This is a genomic window from Pseudomonas sp. B10(2017), assembly GCF_002113295.1.
In the GTDB taxonomy this organism is placed as follows: Bacteria; Pseudomonadota; Gammaproteobacteria; order Pseudomonadales; family Pseudomonadaceae; genus Aquipseudomonas; species Aquipseudomonas pudica.
Genome location: NZ_NEJU01000008.1, coordinates 178,868 through 202,009, shown reverse-complemented (window position 1 = coordinate 202,009; position 23,142 = coordinate 178,868). Strand labels below are relative to the sequence as shown.

At 57.2% G+C, this 23,142-nt stretch carries 20 protein-coding genes; 5 read left to right on the top strand and 15 right to left on the bottom strand.

Going from position 1 to position 23,142, the window contains the following annotated elements:
• Positions 1-2 precede the first annotated feature (2 nt).
• From CAF92_RS12810 to CAF92_RS12790, 5 genes are all read left to right on the top strand, one after another.
• On the top strand, positions 3-1,742 hold the full coding sequence (locus CAF92_RS12810; RefSeq protein ID WP_085601044.1) for a hypothetical protein: 1,740 nt from the start codon (positions 3-5) through the stop codon (positions 1,740-1,742).
• Positions 1,739-2,986: a glycosyltransferase family 4 protein gene (locus CAF92_RS12805; protein ID WP_085601043.1), complete on the top strand. Its 1,248-nt coding sequence runs from the start codon at positions 1,739-1,741 to the stop codon at positions 2,984-2,986. The genes CAF92_RS12810 and CAF92_RS12805 overlap by 4 nt, the downstream gene beginning before the upstream one ends.
• Positions 2,983-4,224: a glycosyltransferase family 4 protein gene (locus tag CAF92_RS12800; RefSeq protein ID WP_085601042.1), complete on the top strand. Its 1,242-nt coding sequence runs from the start codon at positions 2,983-2,985 to the stop codon at positions 4,222-4,224. The genes CAF92_RS12805 and CAF92_RS12800 overlap by 4 nt, the downstream gene beginning before the upstream one ends.
• 120 nt (positions 4,225-4,344) lie before the next feature.
• The gene (locus tag CAF92_RS12795) at positions 4,345-5,547 is read left to right on the top strand and encodes an acyltransferase (RefSeq protein WP_178081786.1); all 1,203 of its coding nucleotides are present in this window, start codon (positions 4,345-4,347) and stop codon (positions 5,545-5,547) included.
• A gap of 399 nt (positions 5,548-5,946) precedes the next feature.
• The gene (locus CAF92_RS12790; RefSeq protein ID WP_256573740.1) at positions 5,947-7,089 is read left to right on the top strand and encodes a DUF6270 domain-containing protein; all 1,143 of its coding nucleotides are present in this window, start codon (positions 5,947-5,949) and stop codon (positions 7,087-7,089) included.
• A 101-nt stretch (positions 7,090-7,190) separates the two neighbouring features.
• Here CAF92_RS12790 and rfbA read toward each other — a convergent pair whose 3' ends face one another.
• The 15 genes from rfbA to CAF92_RS27675 form a co-directional block, all read right to left on the bottom strand.
• Positions 7,191-8,072 (bottom strand): glucose-1-phosphate thymidylyltransferase RfbA, encoded by an 882-nt coding sequence (rfbA, locus tag CAF92_RS12785; RefSeq protein ID WP_046615523.1) that lies wholly within the window; start codon positions 8,070-8,072, stop codon positions 7,191-7,193.
• A gap of 5 nt (positions 8,073-8,077) precedes the next feature.
• The gene (gene rfbD, locus CAF92_RS12780; protein ID WP_085601040.1) at positions 8,078-8,974 is read right to left on the bottom strand and encodes a dTDP-4-dehydrorhamnose reductase; all 897 of its coding nucleotides are present in this window, start codon (positions 8,972-8,974) and stop codon (positions 8,078-8,080) included.
• The gene (gene rfbB, locus CAF92_RS12775) at positions 8,971-10,041 is read right to left on the bottom strand and encodes a dTDP-glucose 4,6-dehydratase (RefSeq protein WP_085601039.1); all 1,071 of its coding nucleotides are present in this window, start codon (positions 10,039-10,041) and stop codon (positions 8,971-8,973) included. Before rfbB ends, rfbD begins: the two co-directional genes overlap by 4 nt.
• Before the next feature lie 101 nt (positions 10,042-10,142).
• Entirely contained in the window at positions 10,143-12,140 is a 1,998-nt protein-coding gene (locus CAF92_RS12770; protein WP_085601038.1) for a nucleoside-diphosphate sugar epimerase/dehydratase, read from the bottom strand.
• A gap of 58 nt (positions 12,141-12,198) precedes the next feature.
• Complete coding sequence (locus CAF92_RS12765) at positions 12,199-13,212, bottom strand: glycosyltransferase family 4 protein (RefSeq protein ID WP_046615528.1); 1,014 nt, start codon at positions 13,210-13,212, stop codon at positions 12,199-12,201.
• Positions 13,209-14,198 (bottom strand): SDR family oxidoreductase, encoded by a 990-nt coding sequence (locus CAF92_RS12760; RefSeq protein WP_085601037.1) that lies wholly within the window; start codon positions 14,196-14,198, stop codon positions 13,209-13,211. Before CAF92_RS12760 ends, CAF92_RS12765 begins: the two co-directional genes overlap by 4 nt.
• Positions 14,198-15,307 carry a DUF1972 domain-containing protein gene (locus CAF92_RS12755; protein ID WP_085601036.1) on the bottom strand — a complete coding sequence of 370 codons (1,110 nt, stop codon included), beginning with the start codon at positions 15,305-15,307 and terminating at the stop codon, positions 14,198-14,200. The genes CAF92_RS12760 and CAF92_RS12755 overlap by 1 nt, the downstream gene beginning before the upstream one ends.
• On the bottom strand, positions 15,297-16,415 hold the full coding sequence (locus CAF92_RS12750; protein WP_085601035.1) for a glycosyltransferase family 4 protein: 1,119 nt from the start codon (positions 16,413-16,415) through the stop codon (positions 15,297-15,299). The genes CAF92_RS12755 and CAF92_RS12750 overlap by 11 nt, the downstream gene beginning before the upstream one ends.
• On the bottom strand, positions 16,412-17,281 hold the full coding sequence (locus CAF92_RS12745; protein ID WP_256573739.1) for a hypothetical protein: 870 nt from the start codon (positions 17,279-17,281) through the stop codon (positions 16,412-16,414). The genes CAF92_RS12750 and CAF92_RS12745 overlap by 4 nt, the downstream gene beginning before the upstream one ends.
• A complete protein-coding gene (locus CAF92_RS12740; RefSeq protein WP_178081785.1) occupies positions 17,220-18,485 on the bottom strand; it encodes a hypothetical protein in 1,266 nt (421 codons plus the stop codon). Before CAF92_RS12740 ends, CAF92_RS12745 begins: the two co-directional genes overlap by 62 nt.
• Positions 18,486-18,487: 2 nt before the next feature.
• A complete protein-coding gene (locus CAF92_RS12735; RefSeq protein ID WP_085601032.1) occupies positions 18,488-19,921 on the bottom strand; it encodes a hypothetical protein in 1,434 nt (477 codons plus the stop codon).
• 3 nt (positions 19,922-19,924) lie between these two features.
• Positions 19,925-21,196 carry an O-antigen translocase gene (locus tag CAF92_RS12730; RefSeq protein ID WP_046615536.1) on the bottom strand — a complete coding sequence of 424 codons (1,272 nt, stop codon included), beginning with the start codon at positions 21,194-21,196 and terminating at the stop codon, positions 19,925-19,927.
• A gap of 9 nt (positions 21,197-21,205) precedes the next feature.
• On the bottom strand, positions 21,206-22,312 hold the full coding sequence (locus CAF92_RS12725) for a DegT/DnrJ/EryC1/StrS aminotransferase family protein (protein ID WP_046615537.1): 1,107 nt from the start codon (positions 22,310-22,312) through the stop codon (positions 21,206-21,208).
• On the bottom strand, positions 22,305-22,775 hold the full coding sequence (locus tag CAF92_RS12720) for an acyltransferase (protein WP_046615538.1): 471 nt from the start codon (positions 22,773-22,775) through the stop codon (positions 22,305-22,307). Before CAF92_RS12720 ends, CAF92_RS12725 begins: the two co-directional genes overlap by 8 nt.
• A complete protein-coding gene (locus CAF92_RS27675; protein ID WP_235431418.1) occupies positions 22,768-23,142 on the bottom strand; it encodes an FdtA/QdtA family cupin domain-containing protein in 375 nt (124 codons plus the stop codon). Before CAF92_RS27675 ends, CAF92_RS12720 begins: the two co-directional genes overlap by 8 nt.

Genomic DNA, 23,142 nt, shown 5'->3' with positions numbered 1-23,142 from the left:
CGATGAAGCTTCAACACCATATTAAGTCGACGCTAGGCTGGTGCCTGTCGATAGGTATAAAACTGTTGCGGGTAGTACCCTTCACGACTATTACCGTGCAGATTACAACCCTGGCGAGCCAGATTTTTCTTCTGCTCGCCTTTTTCCTGCCTCTTAAGGTAATAATCTTATTAGGCTCCGAAAAAATACCGAATTACTTTCCCAGTGCCTTTCAAGCACTGAAAAAAAACCACCTGATTGTGTCACTTAGTGTGGCTGCAGCAGTCTGCTATGTACTCTACCTGCTTAGCGAGCTGTTGATCGCATACTGCTGTCGCCAAGGCGCGCGAACGTTGCTATTGCGTAGCGCCAAGTTAAATATAATTGAGAACCAGGAGAAAATCGCAGCCTATGCATACTCCAGGTTTACTCGCGCCATGGCGGGAGCTCTGTTTTTCTCCATTAGCGCTGTCGTCCTCCTAATAATTTATCCAAAATTACTTGCCATTATACTCGGATATACAGCTCTAATTACGCTCCTATGCGTAATTACTTATAACCTCAGCCCTGTTATTCAAGTACAGTTTCAACGAAACCACGGCAACATACTCAACGCACTGTCGGCCACTGGTTTTCTGCTGAGTTTTTTCTGTCTGGTTGCCGACTTCCTGTACTTCCCGCATCAACGCATCTTTCATGCAGTCATTGCGGTTCTCGTCATGCGCCAAGCCTTACAACGCCTGACCGGCATGGTGCAAGACGTAGTCAGCTTGCGTATGCAACATCGCCAGATCAATGCCATGTTTTTCCAGTCCCAACCTTTGCTCGAGCAACGTCAGAATAACCATCAACTCGAATGTCTGCTTAGCCCATCAAGCCGCGAGGCTTGGGTAGAAAAGCTGATGGACCAAGCGGGTATCGATACTCAGAATGGTCTGAAAATCAGTTGGCACCAGATTGATGCAGTTGATGTCTATGCATTTCACATCACCATTCTAGGTAACGAGAAACCTCAAGAATACTTAGCCAAGCTGTTCGGCAATAATATCGCCACTTTGGCCGAGCAGGAGCGTTTGCTCTTTCAGTACCAACCACACTTGCCATCACTCGAGTGGCTAGGGCATTACCTACTGCAGGGGATCGATTGCCACCTCTTCCGCCTGGATGGCCACAAGAAGCTTATCCGTCGTCAGATTGGCGATGGCGTTGTCGCAATCAGCGAGCAGCTCCTCTACTGCGAGCCAGCAAGCGAACTGATATTGCGCTTCAGCCGTACCCGTCCCTACTTGGAGCAACGACTTGATAGGGGCATGATAGAGCCCCTACGTTTCGTATGTTCGACTCCGGAAGAAGCAGAAAAGGTAGAGCGTCTTCTCGACTCTTTCGAGCTCATTATAAAAAAACTTTGCGCCTTACCTCGGCAGATCGTCTCACTCGATATCACTTCAGAGGCCCTACTCATTTCTGCCTCGCAACAATACCATCTGAGCCATTGGAGCAACTGGCGCATCGAAGCAGTAGGAAGTAACTGGCCCGTGATTGAAAAAGAGCGTTTTTACAAGGCAATCGAAATTGCGCGCAGCAGCCGTCCGAGCTTAGTAAATACAACTACCGCTGACATTGTACTGTCGGCATTCATGTACAGCTTTGAAAGGTTCCTGCTAAGAAAGGACTATCCAGCTGCTTTCAAGTTGCTGGATGACATTCTTGCCGCAACTGAGGCAGAAAAACCACTAGAACTCAGGCAGGAGTCCGCTCAATGAAAAAAATCGCTATGATCGTCTGGAATGAGTTTCTTAATGACGCTCGAGTGCTCAAGGAAGCTCAGACATTACAGCACGCAGGATATCAGGTCCGTGTTTTCGCCTTGCACACGCCCGGCATCACACCGCAGCAAGAGCGCCTCGAAGACGGAATTGAAGTCTTCCGCGTGGCGCGCAGCCCGCTGTGGCGATTGCGCAAAAACAAAATCGTGTCCGCGCCCTCCTCTCAGGCCATTAAAACTCAAGGGCCGATTAGCAAATTGGGCATCAAGCATCAAATATTGCGTCTCATTGCCCGAGCCTGGACTCACACAGCCCTGCTCGTACACATGGTCCGTTATGGCGCAAGCGTGGTGCACTCTCACGACGTAAACACACTACCAACTGCATGGTTGGTCTCTCGTATCAGCCGTGCCCGCTTGGTCTATGATGCACATGAAATAAGCACAAGCCGAGAAGGTTACGATAGCTTCCGCCGCTTGGTGGGCATAGTTGAGAAACACCTTATGCCCACAGCAGATGGTACTATCACTACCACGGATGCTCGCGCCAAGTACTTTGCCCGGGCATATCACGTCATACGCCCGACGGTATTGCAGAACCGGCCACGGTTGACGCGCAGCCCTCCCACAAATCGGATTCGTGAAGAGCTTGGGCTTACTGAGCAATGGCCGATCATTATCTATCAAGGTGGCCTGCAACAAGGTCGCGGACTCGAGAAGCTTATTCGTACCGCAGTTAACGTACCAGATGCTTATTTCGTGCTTATCGGAGGGGGACGCCTGACCCACAATCTGAGCCTGCTCATTGAAGACCTTGAGTTGCATGACCGAGTACGCATCATACCCACGGTCCCGCTGGCAGAACTCCCGAGCTACACGGCCTCCGCTGATATCGGCGTACAACCCATTGAGAACACCTGCCTTAACCACTACACCACAGACTCGAATAAATTATTCGAGTACATCATCGCCGGCTTACCCGTAGTGGCAACGGACTTCCCGGAAATCCGTCGGATCGTGCGCAGACATGGTGTAGGTGTCCTTGTTGCATCTGATGATCCAACTGGCCTTGCACATGCTCTTAACGTATTGGTCTCGGATGCCAAATTGCGTGAGGCCTATGCGCAAAACGCACGCTCGACTGCTGGCACTTTAAACTGGGAGGAGCAGGAGTCGCGCTTGGTGGATTTGTATCAAAAGGTTCTCTCTGCTGCGCCACACTCATCCCAGGCAAGATCATGACCACGCGGATCCTCCTGCTGAGTTTTTACTATCCGCCGGACCTTTCTGCGGGCTCATTTCGTGCCGAAGCGCTTGTCAATGCGCTTCGTGCCGAACTTGGTGACCTTATAGAAATTGAAGTTGTTACCACTCAACCGAACCGGTACCACTCTTTCACTGCAAACGCGGTCAGCATTGAGCGCCTGCCGCTACTGACCATCAGACGGATTGATGTGCCTGCACATCGCAGTGGTATCAGGGACCAAGCGCAATCATTTGCAAGCTTCGCGATCAATGCCCTTAAGATTACCCGTCATAAGAAGTACGACCTTGTTTTTGCTACCTCTTCTAGGTTGATGACAGCTTTTCTGGGCGCCATGATCGCAAAACGCAACGGATGTGGGCTCTATCTCGATATTCGGGACATCTTTGTCGACACTTTGCGCGAACTATTGCCGTCACGCTGGGGCAAGTTGGCGGCGTCCATCTTTTCTCCAATAGAGCGATGGACAGTCAAGCAAGCGACGAGGATCAACCTAATCTCCCCAGGCTTTTTACCATATTTTACAACTCGTTATCCTGGACGTAAGTTCACGCTTTATACCAATGGTGTAGATGATCTATTCATTGAGCACTCGCAGGCGTCCCAGCTACCCTCACCCGAAAAGAGCCCGCAGCGGTTACAGGTGGTCTATGCTGGAAATATCGGCACAGGGCAAGGGCTACATCAGATTCTCCCAGAATTGGCCATACGCTTGACTGATAAAGTTGAATTTCATCTGATAGGCGCCGGCGGTGCCTTAGAGACCTTGAAAAAGGCGCTTGAACATGCAGAGGTAGAGAACGTGCGCATATCGCCGCCGATGAAGCGCGATCAACTGCTGCGGGTTTATCATCAAGCTGACGTTCTATTTTTACACCTCAATAACCTCAAGGCCTTCCGACGTGTATTGCCTTCCAAGCTTTTCGAGTATGCCGCAACTGATAAGCCAATTTGGGGTGGATTGTCAGGCTACGCAGGCCGATTCGCGCAGAAAAGGATCACGAATGTGGCATTGTTCCCGCCCTGCGATGTCGAGGCGGCAATCCAGGCATTGCAGCGGTTGGAGATAAAGAAGACATCTCGCCTTGATTTCGTGCAACAATTCTCACGTCGCTCGATCAAGAAAAAAATGGCGCAAGATGTTCTGCAAATCTCTCCCAAATACCTTTCTCGGTCATCATGCACGAACCTGAGTACTTTGCCCGAGAATGACTGATTTCTGGCAACCGCTGGCATAAGAGTATCGCTATCGATTTCATTCCCAGCGCATCTAAATTGATTGCTATCCAAGCACAACCATAGGATTGAAATAAAAATGACAAGCGGACTTCATAAAATGAGTCTGTCCAAGTTGGATGGGATCCGCGGTCTTGCCGCAGTGATCGTGATTTTTTCTCATGCGCTGTTCTGGTACTACCCGGCAATGCATCTGGGCGTACGTACCAAAGGCCGCCCGCTAGACGGAATCGAATGGTTTGATAGCCCGTTTTCTTTCTTCTATCGTGGTGGTTTCTCCGTATCAATGTTTTTCATTCTAAGCGGATTAGTACTTACCTATAGTATTTCACGGCACACCGACGTGCTTGATTCAATTCGCAAAGCATCAGTTAAACGCTATATCCGCTTAGGCGTGCCTGTCGCTGCGTCTGTCCTTATCGGATGCATCCTGATGAAGCTTGGCGTTTATGAAGCTCCGAATATCAGCCCGACCCCGGTTCTTTCAACGCCATATCTGTTCAATGCCACATGGAACGGCGCCATTCGTGACGCTATTTATGGCGCTTTGGCTTTGGGCGACAGCCGCTACAACTATGTACTTTGGACCATCCAGATAGAACTAATAGGATCTTTCGCCATCTTTGCCGCGTTCGCACTTTTTGGTGGCAATGCTTTGGTCTACCGTATTTTCTGTATCGCCGCGTTCCTCGCACTATCTGCGTCCACAAACAAAACGGCCATGTACACATCGCTCTTTTTTCTCGGCTCGATGCTAATCACGTTTAGATTCGATGAGGAAAAAATCAGCGCCACGCGAACTGCAATATGTCTGATCGGCTTGTTCGTTGGGCTGTACTTGGCTGGCTTCCATTCTGCAAGCGCTTCTTACGCAATTCTCGGCAATATGACCCGTTCCCTGTCAGCCATAACCGGCTATCAGCCTTCCTGGCTATTGATCATACCTGCATTCGGAGGTTTGATTATTTTGCTAAGCGTACTGAACGCACAACGCGCATTCGCTATTTTGGACAGCGCGCCTATGAAGTGGCTCGGCAAGCTCTCATTCTCTCTTTATCTGCTACATACCTTTATCCTAGTTGTGGTGGCTCAATTCTTCTGCAAGCATCTCGGAATGAGTTTTGCCGCCATGACACTGACATTAGTCACAACAATAGCCCTGACCCTTTTAGCCTCCTATTTCTTCTATTTAAAAGTTGACTTGCCCGCTATTGCTTTAGCAAACAAATTTTCCTCTCTCTTACTGGATCAGAAATCCAAATCTCCGAAAGTCTTATCCGAACAACAGCCGACGCAAGCCTGAATCCAATAGTGAGGACAAGCGCTCCACGAACCCCAAATGGTCGGAGCGCTTAGCTATGCAATTGAGGTGTGCACGTACACAGCGGAAGAGCTTCATAAGCGTCCACTGGCGACGCTTTCGACTGAGTTGCTCTTTCGCAGCAACGTGCCTGCACAATGATAGCGTCAAGCAAAGCGACCGCTTCGAGGGCAATTAGTTCAAATTATCTTCAACTAGGTCAGCATTGATCTAGTGTCTGCTTGAGCCTGCCCGCCCTCGTAGAAAATGGTCAGCAGATCACAGAGCATGCGTTGCATTCCTAAGCCGCTTATGGATAATGAGATCCCTGCTACCGTTACGCGACATCTTGGATATTGCCGAGTTGTCATCAACACTGGGCATGGAGCGACCTGAAATTAGGTGATAGGCCTGACGGAACAGGCCTCCATAAAGCAAGAAAAAAGGCTGAAGAAGATAGTGATCAAAAACTTGATGATTTACGGCAGCTGCGTATCTAGAGATATATTCAATCTAGAGGATAGCCGAGCATTTAAGTTAACTGAATATTTCGCAAGATCTTCAATGGCTTCACTATGCAGTGCATCATACGAAAATGAGAAAGCGCTAAATCGTATCCCATCCGCATTCAGAAGACGGATGGTTGCATACGATTTTTCCAAGCAAATCCTCACTCAGACGGAAGCGATTCAAGCCGCTGATATAATACTGATCGATCTAATTGATGAACGTTTCGATCTTGTGGCTCTGCCATCCGGACAAATTATTACGAGATCAAGCGAATTAGTTGAAAGCGGCCTACTGACGGACGGCAGCGTCGATCGTTTCAGACTAATCAAGTCTGGATCATCTGAGCACCGCGCGCTATGGCTTCAAGGAATGCACAAGTTTATCGAAGCCATAGCACAACAAAACAAACTTCATTGCGTCGTAGTTAACAAAGTGCATTGGGCCTCACGCTTTGAAAACACCAGCAACACAAACTTCCCAGTTTCTTTAGCGACAATTGAAAAAGCCAACCGCGAACTGGACTGGATGTATGACGAACTGGCCAGGAAGTTGGAAAAAAATCAATTTTTGCACTTCCCACCCCAGCTTTTTTCGTCAGATGAACATCACCGCTGGGGCGTGTCTCCCTTCCACTATTGCGAGCAATACTATAAAGAAGCTCTCACACAGCTGAAGTCAATCGCATTTGCGAATAGTTCCTTTGAATCAGTGCCCGAATCTACGCCGAAGGACTCACTGCTTATTTCTGAAGGAGCAACGATTACCGTAACTGCCAAAAAGTCAGAGCAAGGCATCTTTGCGCATTGCTCACTTATAATGAATGGAAGAGTGCACGAGAGCGGGATCTTCGCATTTTACTTGCTAGTGGACGGAAAAAAACATGACATTCGCTGGTACGAAGCGTCACAGAGCGTTCATTTCCCTATTCCTGATATATCTGGAGAATTGAGCATAATGGCCTTCTACCAAGACTCTCTAGGCGAAAGAGTCTCTTGTAAATGCATCGTAAAGCCCTTGAACGACCTCACGGAATAGCCTCTGCATGGGCGACAAAAGGCGCCCTCTCCCAATCAAGCTTTGATTATAAGGCACGACCCCTCAAGACCTCACTCTCAAGGGGCGAGCCCCAGCACCTCTCAATAAACCCTATCCCCCACCAACCTCTTCAAATACTGCCCATACCCATTCTTAGCCAACGGCTCCGCCAGCTTCAACAACTGTTCCGCCCCAATCCACCCCTGCCTGTACGCCACCTCTTCCGGACAAGCCACCTTCAACCCCTGCCGCCGCTCAATGGTCGCGATATACCCACTCGCCTCTAGCAACGAATCATGCGTCCCGGTATCCAGCCAGGCATACCCGCGCCCCATGATCTCCACCGACAACCGGTTCTGCTCCAGGTACACCCGGTTCAAATCGGTAATCTCCAGTTCACCCCGCGCAGACGGCTTGATCCCTTTGGCAATCTCGACCACGTCCTTGTCGTAGAAGTACAACCCGGTCACGGCGTAACTGGACTTCGGCTTGGTCGGCTTTTCCTCCAGGCTGATCGCCTTGCCCTTCTCATCGAACTCGACCACGCCGTAACGCTCGGGGTCGTGCACGTGGTAGGCGAACACACTGGCGCCTTCGTCGCGATCCATGGCGTTGCGCAGCAGTTGCTGGAAGTCGTGGCCGTAATAGATGTTGTCGCCCAGCACCAGCGCCGACAGGTCGTTGCCGATGAATTCCTCACCAATCAGGAAGGCCTGTGCCAGGCCGTCTGGCGAAGCCTGCACGGCGTAGCTGATGTTGATGCCCCACTGGTGGCCGTCGCCCAGCAGTTGCTCGAAACGCGGGGTGTCCTGCGGGGTGGAGATGATCAGGATGTCCTGGATACCCGCCAGCATCAGGGTGGTCAGCGGGTAGTAGATCATCGGCTTGTCGTACACCGGCAGCAGCTGCTTGGAAATAGCCAGGGTCGCGGGGTGCAGACGGGTACCCGACCCGCCCGCCAGAATGATGCCTTTACGCTTCATAGTGGTCATTTCTCGTGTATTTCCGAAAGCATGCGAGCCACACCCAGGCGCCAGTCTGGCAGGGTCAGGGCAAAGGCTTGCTGCAGTTTATGGGTGTCCAGACGCGAATTGGCCGGCCGCTTGGCCGGGGTCGGGTAGGCGTCGGTGGTCAATGGGTTGACCTGTTCGGCGTGGGCTTTCAATGGCACACCCAGGGCCACTGCCTGCTCCAGCACATAACGAGCGTAGCCGCACCAGGTGGTTTCGCCGGCCGCCGCCAGGTGGTACAGGCCGGCCAGGGCCGGGTCGCGGCGGGTGGCGGTGATGGCGTGGGCGGTGATGTCGGCGATCAGTTCGGCACCGGTCGGGGCGCCATGCTGGTCGTCGATAACGCCCAGGCTGTCGCGTTCCGCAGCCAGGCGCAGCATGGTCTTGGCGAAATTGTTGCCGCGAGCGGCATACACCCAGCAGGTGCGGAAGATCAGGTGCTGGCAACCGGCAGCCTGGATGGCCTGTTCGCCGGCCAGCTTGCTTTCGCCATAGACATTCAGTGGGCCGACGCTGTCGTCTTCGCGCCAGGCTTGAGTGCCCTGCCCCGGGAACACGTAATCGGTAGAGTAATGCACCAGCAGTGCTCCGCAGTCGGCAGCGGCGCGGGCCAGCACGCCGACGGCTTCGGCGTTAACCTTGAAGACTTGCTCGCGGTCGCTCTCCGCCTTGTCAACGGCGGTGTAGGCGGCGGCGTTGACGATTACATCGGGGGCGTAGGCGCGCACGGTTTCAGCCAGACCCGGCAGATTGGCCAGGTCGCCGCAGTGTGCCTTGCTGCGGGAATTGAGCGCCAGCACCTGGCCCAGCGGGGCCAGGCTGCGTTGCAGCTCCCAACCTACCTGGCCGTCCTTGCCCAGTAGCAGAATCTTCATGCCGAGCGCCCTGCGTAGTTTTTTTCGACCCAGTCGCGGTAGCTTCCAGACTGTACGTTCTGCACCCACTCCTGGTTGTCGAGGTACCAGGCCACGGTCTTGCGAATACCGGTTTCGAAGGTTTCGGCAGGCTTCCAACCCAGTTCGCGCTCAAGCTTGCGGGCGTCGATGGCATATCGACGGTCATGGCCTGGGCGGTCGGTCACGTAAGTGATCTGCTCGGCGTAGGGCTTGCCGTCGGCGCGGGGGCGCAGTTCGTCCAGCAGAGCGCACACGCGGTTGACGATCTCCAGGTTGGGCTTTTCGTTCCAACCGCCCACGTTGTACACCTCGCCGGTCTTGCCAGCTTCCAGCACGCGGCGGATGGCGCTGCAGTGGTCCTTGACGTACAGCCAGTCGCGAATCTGCTGGCCGTCGCCGTATACCGGCAGCGGTTTGCCGGCCAGGGCGTTGACGATCATCAGCGGGATGAGCTTTTCCGGGAAGTGATAAGGGCCGTAGTTGTTCGAGCAATTGGTGGTTAGCACCGGCAGGCCGTAGGTGTGGTGGTACGAGCGCACCAGGTGGTCGCTGGCGGCCTTGCTGGCCGAGTACGGGCTGTTGGGCTGGTACTGGTGCGTTTCGGTGAAGGCAGGTTCGTCGGCGGCCAGCGAACCGTAAACTTCATCGGTGGACACATGCAGGAAACGGAACGCCTGGCGCGCTTGGTCATCCAGGCCGCCCCAGTAGGCGCGTACTGCTTCCAGCAGGCGGAAGGTGCCGACGATGTTGGTTTCGATGAAATCTTCCGGGCCGTGGATCGAACGGTCGACGTGGGACTCGGCGGCAAAGTTGACGATGGCGCGTGGCTGGTGGGTTTTCAGCAGCTGGTCCACCAGCGCGGAATCACCAATGTCGCCATGCACGAAAATATGCCGCGCGTCACCCTGCAGGCTGCTCAGTGTCTGCAGGTTGCCTGCATAGGTGAGTTTGTCGAGGTTGACCACGGGCTCATCATTGCCGGCCAGCCAGTCCAGCACGAAGTTCGCGCCAATGAAGCCCGCACCACCAGTTACCAGAATAGTCATCGTTCAGTTCTTCCCAATTCCCGCGTTCAAACTTCACAGCGTTTGAAGTTCATGTAGGCGTTCCTGTATCGGCACCGCCGTTCATTTTGTAAGTGCAGCGTTCAGGGCTCCATGCGTCGGCGCTGGTACAACCAATCCACAATGTCGCCGCCAGGCACGTAGCCGCTTACGGTGTCACGCAGCAGCTGTCGCACGGTGGCAAAGTCATCTTCCGCAGTCGCCACGCGCAGGGCGTCAAGGCGCTGCTTCAGCACATCCCAGGGCAGGTAGTCCTCGTTTGCGCTCATGATCATGGGGTGGCGGGTGGCAATCACGTTGTCGCCGATCAGCAGCTCTTCGTACAACTTCTCGCCCGGGCGCAGGCCGGTGAAGTTGATGGCAATGTCACCCAGCGGGTTGCGCTCGGAGCGGATGCTGAAGCCGGACAGGTGAATCATCTTTTCCGCCAGCTCCACGATCTTCACTGGTTCGCCCATGTCCAGCACGAACACGTCACCGCCTTGCCCCATGGAACCGGCCTGGATCACCAGTTGCGCGGCCTCGGGGATGGTCATGAAGTAGCGGGTGATTTTCGGGTGGGTCACGGTCAACGGCCCACCCGCCTTGATCTGCTTGTGGAACAGCGGAATGACCGAGCCCGACGAACCCAGCACGTTGCCGAAACGCACCATGGTGAAGCGGGTCTTGTTCACCTGCGAGACGTTGCCGGTGTCGCCCATCAGTACTGGCGCCAGCTCGCGGCTAAGGGCCTGCAGCACCATTTCGGCCAGGCGCTTGGTACTGCCCATCACGTTGGTGGGGCGCACGGCCTTGTCGGTGGAAATCAGCACAAAGTTGGCAACGCCGGCCTGCAGCGCGGCCTGAGCGGTGTACAGGGTGCCGAACACGTTGTTCGACAGGCCTTCGGCAATGTTGTGCTCGACGATCGGTACGTGCTTGTAGGCCGCGGCGTGGTACACGGTGTCCACTTGCCAGGCGCGCATCACATCGAGCATCTTGGCCTGGTCGCGGACCGAGCCGAGGATGGGGATCAGCTGCACGGCCAGGCCTTCGCGAATGATGCGCTGCTCCAGTTCGCCGGCAATGGTGTACAGGTTGAATTCGCTGTGATCGAACAACAGCAGGGTGCGCGGTGTCTGCCCGAGGATCTGGCGGCACAGCTCGGAGCCGATCGAGCCGCCGGCCCCGGTCACCATGACCGTCTGGTCGATGATGCAGTGCTGTAGCAGGTCGCCTTGGGCAGGCACCGCGTCGCGGCCAAGCAGGTCGGCAATGTCCACCTCCTGGATGTCGTCCACCTTGACCCGGCCGCTGGCCAGGTCCATGAAGCCGGGCACACTGCGCACGTGCAGTGGGTAACCTTCCAGCAGGTTGAGGATTTCGCGACGACGGCTGCGGCTGACCGAGGGCAGCGCCAGCAGGATTTCTTCGGCGCCGGTATCGTCGATCATGCGTTGCAGCTGTTCCGGCTGGTACACCTGAAGGCCGGCGATCACACGGTCGGTGATGCTGACATCGTCGTCGATGAACGCTACCGGGCGCATGGCCTTGCCCATGCGCAGCGCCGCCACCAGCTGGTTACCGGCCGAGCCGGCGCCGTAGACGGCCACCCGTGGCAGGCCGTCGTCGCGGTTGGCGAAGGGCACGTGCTGTACGGCTGTGGCAAACCAGTCGCCGAGGAAGTACTGGCGCATGGCCAGGCGCAGGCCGCCGACCATGATCAGGCTCAGCCACCAGTAGTTGAAGGTGATCGAGCGCGGTACCACGTTCTGGTGGTTGCTGGCCCAGTAGATGATGAAACCGAGGATCAGCGCCGACAGGGTCACCGCCTTGATGATGGCGATCAGTGCGTCATTGCCGAAATAGCGCATCACCGCCCGGTAAAGACCAAAGCGGATGAACAACGGGATCGAGATGATCGGCGCCGTTATGAACAGCCAGGTGTGATCACGGACAGGGTTGGCCAGGTCATCGATGCCCAGGCGCACGACAAACGCCAGCCACAGCGCGAACCAGACCAGAATTACATCGGTCGCTACCTGGATCAGCCGTTTGTGGCGTCGAGGTAGTCCAAGCAGTCTTGAGCGCAGCTTATCCATAGAACCTCTGAGAGTGTTGCAAAGTGACATGTCTAGCGTCTTCTTTCTATCACTCTAGCTAGTGTTCGAGTTCACCGGCGCGCCAGCGCACGGCCAGAAACGCCAATGGCAGGTAGGCGATGATCACGCCCAACACGCCGTCCAGGCCCAGCAACAGCACACACAGGGCCACCGGCAGGAGCCAGAACAGGTTGAGCCCGGCCACTGCCAGCGTCACCGGCAAGTGCTTGCCGTAGTGACGCGAGGCGAACTGGTAGGCATGGCTGCGATGCGCTTCGTAGACCTTGTCGCCGCGCAGCAGGCGGCGGATCAGGGTGAAGGTAGCGTCGACCACGAACACGCCCAACAGGATCAACCAGCACCAGAAAAGCTGCGGCGCGGCCCAGGCCGCCTGCAGCGACAAGCCTGCCAGCACGATACCAAGGAAGCCACTGCCGGCGTCACCCATGAAGATCCTGGCCGGCGGGAAGTTCCAGAACAGGAAGCCCAGCGTGGCCGCGGCCAGCAACAGTGGCAGCGCCATCAACTGTGGCATACCGGCCAGGGCCGAGAGCAGCACCATGCCCAGGCAGGCGGTCACCGCTTCGACGCTGGCGATGCCGTCGATACCATCCATGAAGTTATACAGGTTGAGCATCCACACGCTGTAGAACGCGGCCAGGATGTAGCCGAACCACTGCAGGTCCAGGGTAAAGCCGAACACTTGCAGCGGCGCCAGGCCACCCAGCCAGTACAGCATCCAGGCGGCCGCGGCGAAGTGGCCAAGCAGGCGCCAGCGGGCAGCGATGTGGCCGTGGTCGTCCATGAAGCCGATTACCGCGATCAGAGCCCCTGCCCCGCCGATGGCAACCAGTGCCGGCAGCGGCACTGCGCCCGCCAGGCCCAGTAGCGGCAGGCAGCCAAGAAAGCTCAGCACAATAGCCACACCGCCACCCCGTGGGGTGGGCACGGTGTGCGAACTGCGCGCGTTGGGCACGTCGATGATCTGCTTGTTCAGGGCGTAGCGCCGCAGCAATGCGGTCAAAAGCAGGGATACCCCTGCGACCAGGGGGATAAGCCACCATGCCATCATTTGTCTTGCTCTTTCAGAAAGTTTAGTGCCGTGGCCCGCAGTGCCTGGTCGACATCCAGCGGGGGCTGCCAGCCCAGCAATTCACGTGTTTTGCCAATGTCTACCTGCAGCGAGCCGCACAGGCGCTGGGCCAGCCCGGCCTTGCCGGCCAAGGTGGCCGCGCCTTTCAACCAGGCGGCGGGCACGGGCAACAACCTGGCTGGCTTGCCCAGCGCCTTGCCCAGCAGTTGCAGCAGTTCAGTGGTGGACAGATCGTGGCCGTCGCTGGCCAGAAAAGTCTGGTTGGCGGCGGCCGGGTGGTCGATGCAGGTCACCAGCAGGTCCACCAGGTTGTCCAGCGCCACCAGGCTGCGTTTGTTGTGGATGGCGCCAAACGGCAGCGGCACGCCTTTGCTCAGCCAGTTCATCATGCTGCGGAAGTTGGCTTTCACGCCTGGACCATACACCAGCACCGGGCGCACAATCACCACCTCCAGCCCGGTTTCAGCCGCCAGTTGGCGCAGGCCGTCTTCGGCTTCGCGCTTGGAGATGCCGTACGGGTCCGACGGCGCGGGGGGGTCGTCGGCGGTGAACGGCTGGCGGCCGTTGGTGGTTTCGCCGTTCACCTTCACCGAACTTACAAAAATGAAGCGCCGCACACCGGCCTGGGCGGCGGCTCGGGCCAGGCTCAGGGTACCCTCCACGTTTACCCGGCGGAACTCGGCCAGCGGATCGGCGGCGGTTTCCTGCATTACGTGCACTCGGGAGGCCAGGTGGATTATGGTGTCGACCTGCTCGAAATGCCCGGACGCAACATCCACCGCTGCCAGTTCGCTGAATGGCCGGTAGTCGACGCCCGCCAGCCGCTGGCCGGGCGCCTGCCGTACCAGCGCGCGCGGCGCCCAGCGAGTGTCTGCAGCAAGCCGCTGCAGCAACACCTTGCCGACAAAACCGCTACCGCCAGTGGCCAGGATACCTGGCCGTTGCCCGTTACCTTGCTCGGCCATCAGCCTCTCCCCGCCCGGCCCAGCAGGCGGGTGAACACGCTACGGTACTGCTCTGCCACCACCGACCATCGGTATCGGCGGTTGGCAATTTCATGCAGGCGCGCCGATAGCTGCGCACGGGCGTCCTCATCGGCAAACAGGGCTTGGGCGTGGTTGCGCAGCGAGCTGCTATCGGCAAAGTACAGCGCCTGATCTTCGGTGGTGGCGCGGTTGAACGACACATCGAAGGCCACCACCGGCAGGCCGAGCCACATGGCTTCGACAAGCGACGGGTTGGTGCCGCCGGCGCTGTGGCCATGCAGGTACACCGTGGCATTGCTGCGCAGCGGGCTCAGTTGCTCCACGTCGTAGATCGGATCCAGCAGGTGAATGTTGCTCACCCCTTCGTATTGCTTGCGCAGTTGCACGCCGTATTCGCTGTGGTTCCAGTTGCCGATGATTGCCAGCGGCATGCCAGAGCCGGCGAAGGCTTCGAGAATGACATGAATGTTGTTCTCCGGCTCGATGCGGCACACCGTAAAGGCATAGGACGCATTCAGGAAAGAGTAAGCCTGGCGGGCTTGCTCGCCTGGCTCGCCGGCCCGGGCCTGGTCGCCACCGTAGGCAATCAGTTCGCTGGGTTTGTTGTATTCGGCGGTCACGTATTCCTGCAACACCTTGTTGTCGGTGATGACCGCGTGGGCAAAACGCACGGCCACCGCTTCGGACAACTTCAGGAACCAGCGGGCGAAGTTGGACCACTTGGCGCGCTTCCATTCATAGCCGTCGATGTTCACCACGATCGGCTTGCGGGTCAGCAGGCGCATGAATGGCAGGGCAATGCAGCCGGAAACACCCAGAATCAGCATCAGGTCATGTTTGCGGTAGGCGTGCAGCATGCTCAGCACATCGTACGGAATGCTTTGCACGCCATTGGCCTTGAGGTTCAGGTAGACCAGGCGGGCACGTTCGAAAAACTTCGGGCGCTGGGGGTAATGGGGCGCACTGCAATATACGGTGAGTTCGCAGTCACCCGGCAGGTTGCGCACCAATTGTTCGGTCAGTGTTTCCCAACCACCGTATTGAGCGGGCAAACCTACCGTACCAATCACTGCAATCTTATAGGTCATCAAACACCATCACGATATTTTTCTGGAAGTTGGCAGTGGAAAACTCACTCGCTTTCCTGCGTGCGCGTTCGGACAATGCCTGGCACACCTGTGGGTCCTGCGACAGGCGCGCAACGGTACGCACCAGTTGTTCATGGTTCCTCGAATCGATCTGGTAGCCTTCTACCCCATCGCTGACCAGTTCGACCGGGCCGCCTACCGGGGGCACGATGGTCGGGATGCCGAAAGCCATCGCCTCGAGAATGGTCAGGCCAAAGGTTTCGACGCAGCTGTCGACGCGAGACAGATTCATTACCAAGCTGGCGCTTGAGTAGAAACGTCCCACATCCGAAGTGGCAGGATGAAGATCTAGGTTTTCGGGTACTGCCATGTTCTTGAAATATTCGCCCACCTCACCGCGGCTGGCGCTAAGAACCAAAGTGAACTTTACCTGAGGTTGGTCAATCATAGCCGACGCCAACCCCACAAATTCGTTAACGCCTTTGTAAGCCTTCAAGGAGGTCAACATCAAGACGTTAAACTGCCCGTTATGGAGGTGCTTATAAACGGTGGAAGCAGCCTGGCACTGAAATGATTCAGCCAGACCGTTGTAAACCGTGATCCCAGGCACGCACCCAATCGCATCATTTTGCTGCAGGTATTTTGAAACATATAGGACTTTGCAGGCACAGCAACCGATTACCCACCGAAGAAATTTTTTGAGCACGGCCGGTTTGATCGACGTTTCGTGCAGGTGATAGACCACAGCCGCGCCTCGAAGTCTTCCAGCCAGCGCTGCACCAAACGGCATCATTGTGTTGACCAGAACTATTGCACCGGGCCGCAAGCGCCTGAAAAGGACAAGAAACAGAACGAGCTGGGACCAGAGATATGCAAGTAAAGTTAGCCAGCGGCTGCCGAAACGCCTGTACGCATATTTATAAGCGGGAACATCCAGCTCATCCAATACGCCTCGTCCATTGCTCCCGACATACACGCTGCATGCGTGCCCCCGTTCCCGTAAAGCGGAGATGGTCTGCCCCAACACACGTGGGCTGCCGCTGTAATCATTCAGTAGGTGGGCACAATGAAACTGCTTCCCGGCGCCGCTCCTTTGCTTGTCGTTCATTTCGCCAACTCCCTAGTGACAAACAATGCCTTCAAGAAAGACAGGCGACGGTAAGCCACGGCCTTACGCACAGCGGCATACAGCAGATAGGCATTTAGCAAACCACGAATTGCCAACGAGTGTGATTCGAAACTGATACGCAGGCCGAATACCATCTCCTCAAACCGAAACAAAGCGCGCGCAGGAGTATCGGCGCTGTGCTCGGACAGGTCATGTGCAATCATCACATCTAGCACGCAGGCTTTAGGAAATACCTCTTCATAGCGAATAAAAAAGTTGCTGTCGGTGGCATAAAAGCGTAGACGCTCATCGTAAAACGGCGACATGCGCTGGTAGCAGGCTTTGGTGAAGATCAAGCCGCTGTTGATACCTACAAGGTTCTTTGAAGGGACTACGCCGGGGGTTACGGAGGGTGTCAAACGGCCCTTGAATTGCCAACGTGCTCCAGGGCTGACCAATTGGTTGTTACTGACCATCATTGGCAGGTATACACCAACCTGATTACCATCATGCGTGTTGAGCACTTGCTGAATCTGCTCCAGGCAGTGGGAAAGGCTTACATCCGAATAGTTGGTGTCGTCGTCCGAGATCATGAACAGGTCGACCCCGGCGGCAAACGCCTGTTCGGCCACCTGGTTGTAGACCACCGACAACCGCTGGTTGTCCGCCTCGTACCAGCGTACGCCCGGGCACGGCTGTGCCACGCCGGGGGAGTTGTTCCAGACGTACAGCTGCAGGTCGATACCCTCGTCACGCAGCAACGCCTGCTGCGCGAGCAACGACTGCAGGGCAATCGAGTCCTGGCTAGCTTTCCGGTACAGAACGATCAGGACTGCCAAGCTCAACTTTTGTTCTTCTGTTTTCACCAATGATCACCATCACCACGATCGCGAAAATATAGAGGACAACACTGTTCGTATAGGACTGGAAGAAGAACGAGCTCAGGAAGAACGGGTAGCTGGCAATCACGAAGTTGCCCAGGCCGTTTTTCCAGGAGCTGGCGCGAGGCCTGTCCCGCACGATGATCGTCACCAGCTTGTGATACCAAAGGATCAACCCGGCCATGATCAGCAGGCCGACCAGACCGCAGGTGGCCAGCAGATTGAGCCAGAACGAATCGAACCAGTGCGACTGGCCCGGGCCTACCGCGCCAAAGCCATAGCCCATGGGGTGCGCGCCAAGCACCTCAAACATGTGCAGCCACTGCCGCTCGCGGTCCAGTGCCGACAAGTCCCCGGTGTAGCCCATCGACAGGTAGGCGAAAATCGCCACGGTCAGGCCCACGAACTGCAGGTAGCCCAGCAGCGAGATCAGCCAGGCCGTGCGCAGCACCCGGGCTGCCACCAGCATCGAGCAGATGCACACCAGGCCGATCATGGCCGTACGCACCGAACCGATCACAATCAGCCCGCACAGCAGCAGGAAGGCAACACTCAGCAGCAGGCGCCGGGTCAAAGACCAGTTGCGCCCGCTGAGCAACACGGCCAGGGTCATGGCGGCGGTATTGAGGATAACTGCAGAAAATTCCAGCGTGCCGGTAAAGAAGCCAGAAACCCGCGGCAGCCCGTCACGCATCGAGTTGTAGGGTTGCAACTCATAGCCTTTGGCGGTAAGCAGCGGCCAGTACCAGAACTGCTCGGCCGAGGCGATGGTTAGGTACTGGTAAAACGCATACACGCCGGTGAGTACGCTCATTGCCAGCACCGACCAGTACACATGGCGCAGCTTCTTTTCGGCCGGCACCGCTTGGGACCAGATAGCCACCGCCATGCCGACGAACACCGGCACGGCCAGTGCGCGGAACATGCGCACCGACGACGCGCTAAGGTCGCCGAACAGCAAATACAGGAAGACGAAGAACAGCACGACGAGTAACCACCGTGCGACTTCGAGGCTGACCATGCCACGTGCCGAGACACTGGCCAGCACCCGCAGCAGCAGCCACATGATCATCAGCAGGCTGATCATTTCTCGCCAACCGGCAAACACACTGCCCAGCCCCAACGTCAACACGACGAAGTCGCTGAAGAACAGCAGGCAGAACAGCACGCCGATAAAGATCTTGATCACACTCACCCTCGCGCTCTGGTCAGCCTGGCCAGCCGGAACAGCGTTACCTTGATCAAGAGCTTGATTCTCGGCACCCAGGCGTAGGCAAACAGCGTTCGCAACGCCAGGTTCGTGTCTATGCGGCACAGGGCATCGAAGACATCCGCAGGGATCATGCTAGTGACCTTACCTGTCGGTTTCATGAAATCGAGGTTGCCCGTCCACGGCAACATGGCTGCCAGTTCGTTCTCGCTGAATTCGCCCCGCTCGATGCAAGCCAGGTAACGCGCTTTCACCGACTCCAGCGAGTTGACCCGCTGCACCGCTTCCACCACCGAGGCACTGGGCCGGGGTTGTTCGATGCTGGCCAGCAGCTGGTCGATGCTAGCCACCTTCAGGCCGTCTGCCGGGGAATAGCCCTGAATCGGCGCCACCAGCCCCACGCAACGCCGGCCCTTGAGCAATTGCTCGGCGAACGCCGTGCCACCGGGTATAGGGTAGCTGTCCAGGTAGAAGTCGGCTTTTTCCGCAAAGGCCAGGTAGTCCTTGTACGGCAGGTGACGGCGGATGAAGAAGCGCTTGGGGTAGCGCAGCTTCACTGTCCACCACCAGGTGTTGGTCAGGGGGTTGGCACCGATGATCCAGCACTCGGCATTGGGGAAACGCTGAAGAATCGCCGTGATCGACGGACGCATGTCCAGGCCGCCGTGGGGCTTGTACTTGGCCGCCGAGGCAGCGCTGAACACCTTGATCCGCTCGTGGGTTGGCACGGCATCCGGCACTTTGGCGCCGCTGGTCTCGATCGGGATCGCCAGGAAGCTCTTCTGGCAGGTGAGGTGCTTTTTCTTGTCCAGATGGTGCCCGTAGGCGCTGATCTCGAAATACACGTCGGCCACCGACGCGCCAAAGCTGAACACGTGGTCGGCATGGTTGACGAAATACACTGTCAGCGCGGCGCCACGTTGTTGCTTCAGCAGGCCGCAGGCGACGGTGGTGATGATGTCGTCCGGGTGAATGTGCAACACCACCTTGTCGTACTGGGCCAGGGTGTCGACGATGGACTGCAGGCGGGCGCACGGGTCATCGCCGCGCGCCACCTCGATATGGGCGAAATAGCCTGCCAGGCGTTCGAGCACCTGGGGCTTGGCGCTGCGCGCGACCAGCAGGTCCACAGGCCCCTCGTGCATGCGCGCCAGGCGCTCCATCAGCCGGGTATGCCCGCCTTGCATATAGGGTTCGCTGACCACATGCAGGCAGCCGCGCGATACGTTGCTGGCAGCTGGCAGCGTGACCTGGCTGGCGCACCGGGCCACCAGGTGGCGCTCCAGCGCGGCAGCCTCGTAGATGTCCAGGTCCACGGCCCAGAGCAGCGCGCCATAGACTTGCGCCTGGGTCAAAGCCGGTCCCGGCGCTGCCGTCAGTATCCGAGCCTGCAGCTGCTCCACCACTTGCTTCATTGCTCAGCTCCGTGCCGAATCAGCGACAATCGACGGCAAACGCCGGAAAACCGTGAAGTACATGACAATCGCGTACAACAGGTAATTGACTGCATAGGCCAGCGTGACCTTCTCGTAACCCCAAAGCTGCGTGAGGTACACCGTCAAGCCGTACAGCGACAGGGTGGCGAGGATTTCCGTCACCAGATACAGCCGCGTCAGGGCCTTGCCCAGCATCAGGTAGGCCATCAGCCAACTGGCGATCTTCAGGCTGTCGCCGACCATCTGCCAGGCGAACAGCTCGCGCATTGGCAGGAACGATTCAGAGAACAGTACCTGGATGATGAAGTCGCGCAGCAGGTAGATCACCAGCCCGGCGAGAATGGTCATGGGCAGGATCAGCTTGTAGCCCTGCAGGATCTCCCGGCGCAGCTCGCCGGCATCTGCCAGTTCGGACAGCCGCGGCAGGTAGTAAACCGCCAGGGTGGTGGTGATCAGCATCAGGTACGCCGAACTCAGGCGCCACATGGCCTCCCAGTAGCCGGCTTGCTCCCAGCCGAAGGTGTTGCCCAGGTAGTCCCGCAGGAACACATGGCAAACCGGCAGGGAGCAGGCCGTGACCACAGCCATCAGCGCGAACTTCGACAGCCGGCCCAGGGCCTGCCGGTCCAGGCCACCAAAAAAGTCCGCCAGGTGGAACCAGGGCGTGCGCATGCAGATCAGCAAGGTGGCCACAAAGCTCAACGACTGGTACACGGCCAAGGCTACCAGCGCACCGTACAGCCCTAGCTGGATGGTCAGCGCGCAGGTTACGACCAGCGAAATCAAGCTGCCCAGGATGTTGGCCAGCACATAACGGGGCACATCCTTCTTGCCATTGAGTACCCCCAACAACAATGAGTTGAAGGCAAAGAACACCAGGGTGGTGGCAAACCACAGCAGCACCGAAGCCAGCGATTCATCATTGAAGAACCAACTGGCCAAAGGTTTACGCAGCACGATGATCAGCACCGCAAGCAGCAGCGAAACCAGTACCGACAAGGTGCCGGCGGTTTTCCACACCTTGCGTTGCTCTTCGGGCTGTTCGGCAAACTCCGCCGTGTACTTGGTCACACCCGTGCTGACGGCACCGCTGGCCAGGGTAGTGAACATGGTCACTGCATTCTGCAGCTGGCCGATGGCCGCATACCCGGCCGGCCCTACGTACAGGGCCAGCACCTTGTTGAGGCCAAGCAAGGTGGCCATCTTTACTGCAACCGCTATGGCATTGAGCAGGCTAGTTCTGATCAGGGTCATACCTGGCACTCAAGGACGCGAAAAGCTGTTGCAGGCGTCAATGACGTGCTGGATTGAGGACTCGGTCAAGGTCGGATCCATGGGCAGGCTCAGCACCTGCTCATGCAGCCGCTCGGTCAGCGGCAACGACAGGTCGGCCAGTTGCGGATAGGCCTGCTGCCGGTGCGGTGGAATCGGATAATGCACCAGGGTCTGTACACCTTGCTGGGCCAGGTGCTGCTGCAACTGTTCACGGCATTCGCTGCGCACCACGAACAGGTGCCAGGCATGCTGGCCGGCAACGCCCGGGTCAGGTAACTGGATGGCCGGGTTGTCGATGCCGGCCAGGTACCGCTGCGCAACCTGCTGGCGCAAGCGTGTTTCTTCGTCCAGGTACGGCAGCTTCACGCTCAGCAGCGCAGCCTGCAATTCGTCCAGGCGGCTGTTCACGCCCTGATACATATTCATGTACTTCACGTGCGAGCCATAGTTGCGCAGCGATTTCAGTGTCTCGGCCAGCGCATCGTCATTTGTGGTGACCGCTCCGGCGTCACCCAGCGCCCCCAGGTTCTTGCCCGGGTAGAAGCTGAAGCCCGAAGCATCACCCCAGGCACCCGCGCGGCGCCCATCCAGTTCGGCAGCGTGGGACTGGGCAGAGTCCTCCAGCACCAGCAGGCCATGCTGCCTGGCGAATGCGTTGATAGCCGGCATGTCGGCCAGGCGCCCGTAAAGGTGCACCGGCATGATCACCCGGGTACGCGGGGTCAGCGCTTGCGCGAGGTTGTGTGCACCCAGGTTGAAGCTGGCCTCGTCGGGCTCTACCAGCACCGGCACCAGCTTGTTCTCGGTAATCGCGAGGATGGTGGCGATATAGGTGTTGGCAGGCACCAGCACCTCGTCGCCCTCGGCGATACGGCCGAGTTGTTTCCAGGCACGCAAGGTCAGTATCAGCGCATCCAGGCCATTGGCCACGCCAATGCAGTGCTTCACCCCGCAGTAGCTGGCGAACTGGGCTTCGAACTGCTTGAGCTTCTCGCCCATGATGTACCAGCCCGAGTCGATGACCTCGGTGCAGGCATCAATCAATGCCTGACGGTATTGCGCATTCACACCCTGTAGATCGAGAAACTTAACCATTGCGGTCTATCACCCTGATAATTTTTGCTGGATTCCCTACGACAACGGCATAAGGCGGGACGTCTTTGGTCACCACCGCCCCTGCTCCCACCATGGCGTACTCGCCTACGACAACACCTGGCAGCAAGGTGGCATTGGCGCCAATGCTGGCTCCGCGCTCCAGGGTAATGCCGTTGAACTGTTCCGGATAAACCTTGGAACGTGGCATCGCATCGTTGGTAAAGGTGGCATTGGGGCCGATGAATACGTCATCGGCTATGCGGGTGCCATCCCAGAGGTAAACGCCGGACTTGACCGTGACGTTATCGCCCAGCACTACATCGCCTTCAATCAGGGTATGCGCGCAGATGTTGCAATTACGCCCGATCTGCGCACCTTTCATGATCACGACAAATTGCCAGACCCGGGTGCCTTCACCTATGGCATCGCTTTTCACATCGGCCAGTTGATGAATGCTAGGCATCGCGTTTCAGCTCCTTGAACGTGGTGTAGTCACGAATGTAGTCGGCCTCGTCGTAGTGCGCATCGGCCAGCACCAGCAGCACGCAATCCGGGCTGAAATCATGCATTTCGTGCCAGACCATGGGCGGAATCAGGATGCCTTTGTTGAACGCGTCCAGCCAATGGTCGGTGCGGGTGGTACCGTCATCCATCACCATCCGGCAGCGCCCGGACACGCAGATGGCCAACTGGTTGAGCTCCTTGTGGGCGTGGAAGCCGCGGGAAACCCCGGGCAGCGTCTCGGTCAGGTAGTACACTCGCTGGATGGCAAAGGGCACATTGTCCAGGGCTTGCAGAGCCACCAACTGGCCGCGGTGATCGCCCAGCAC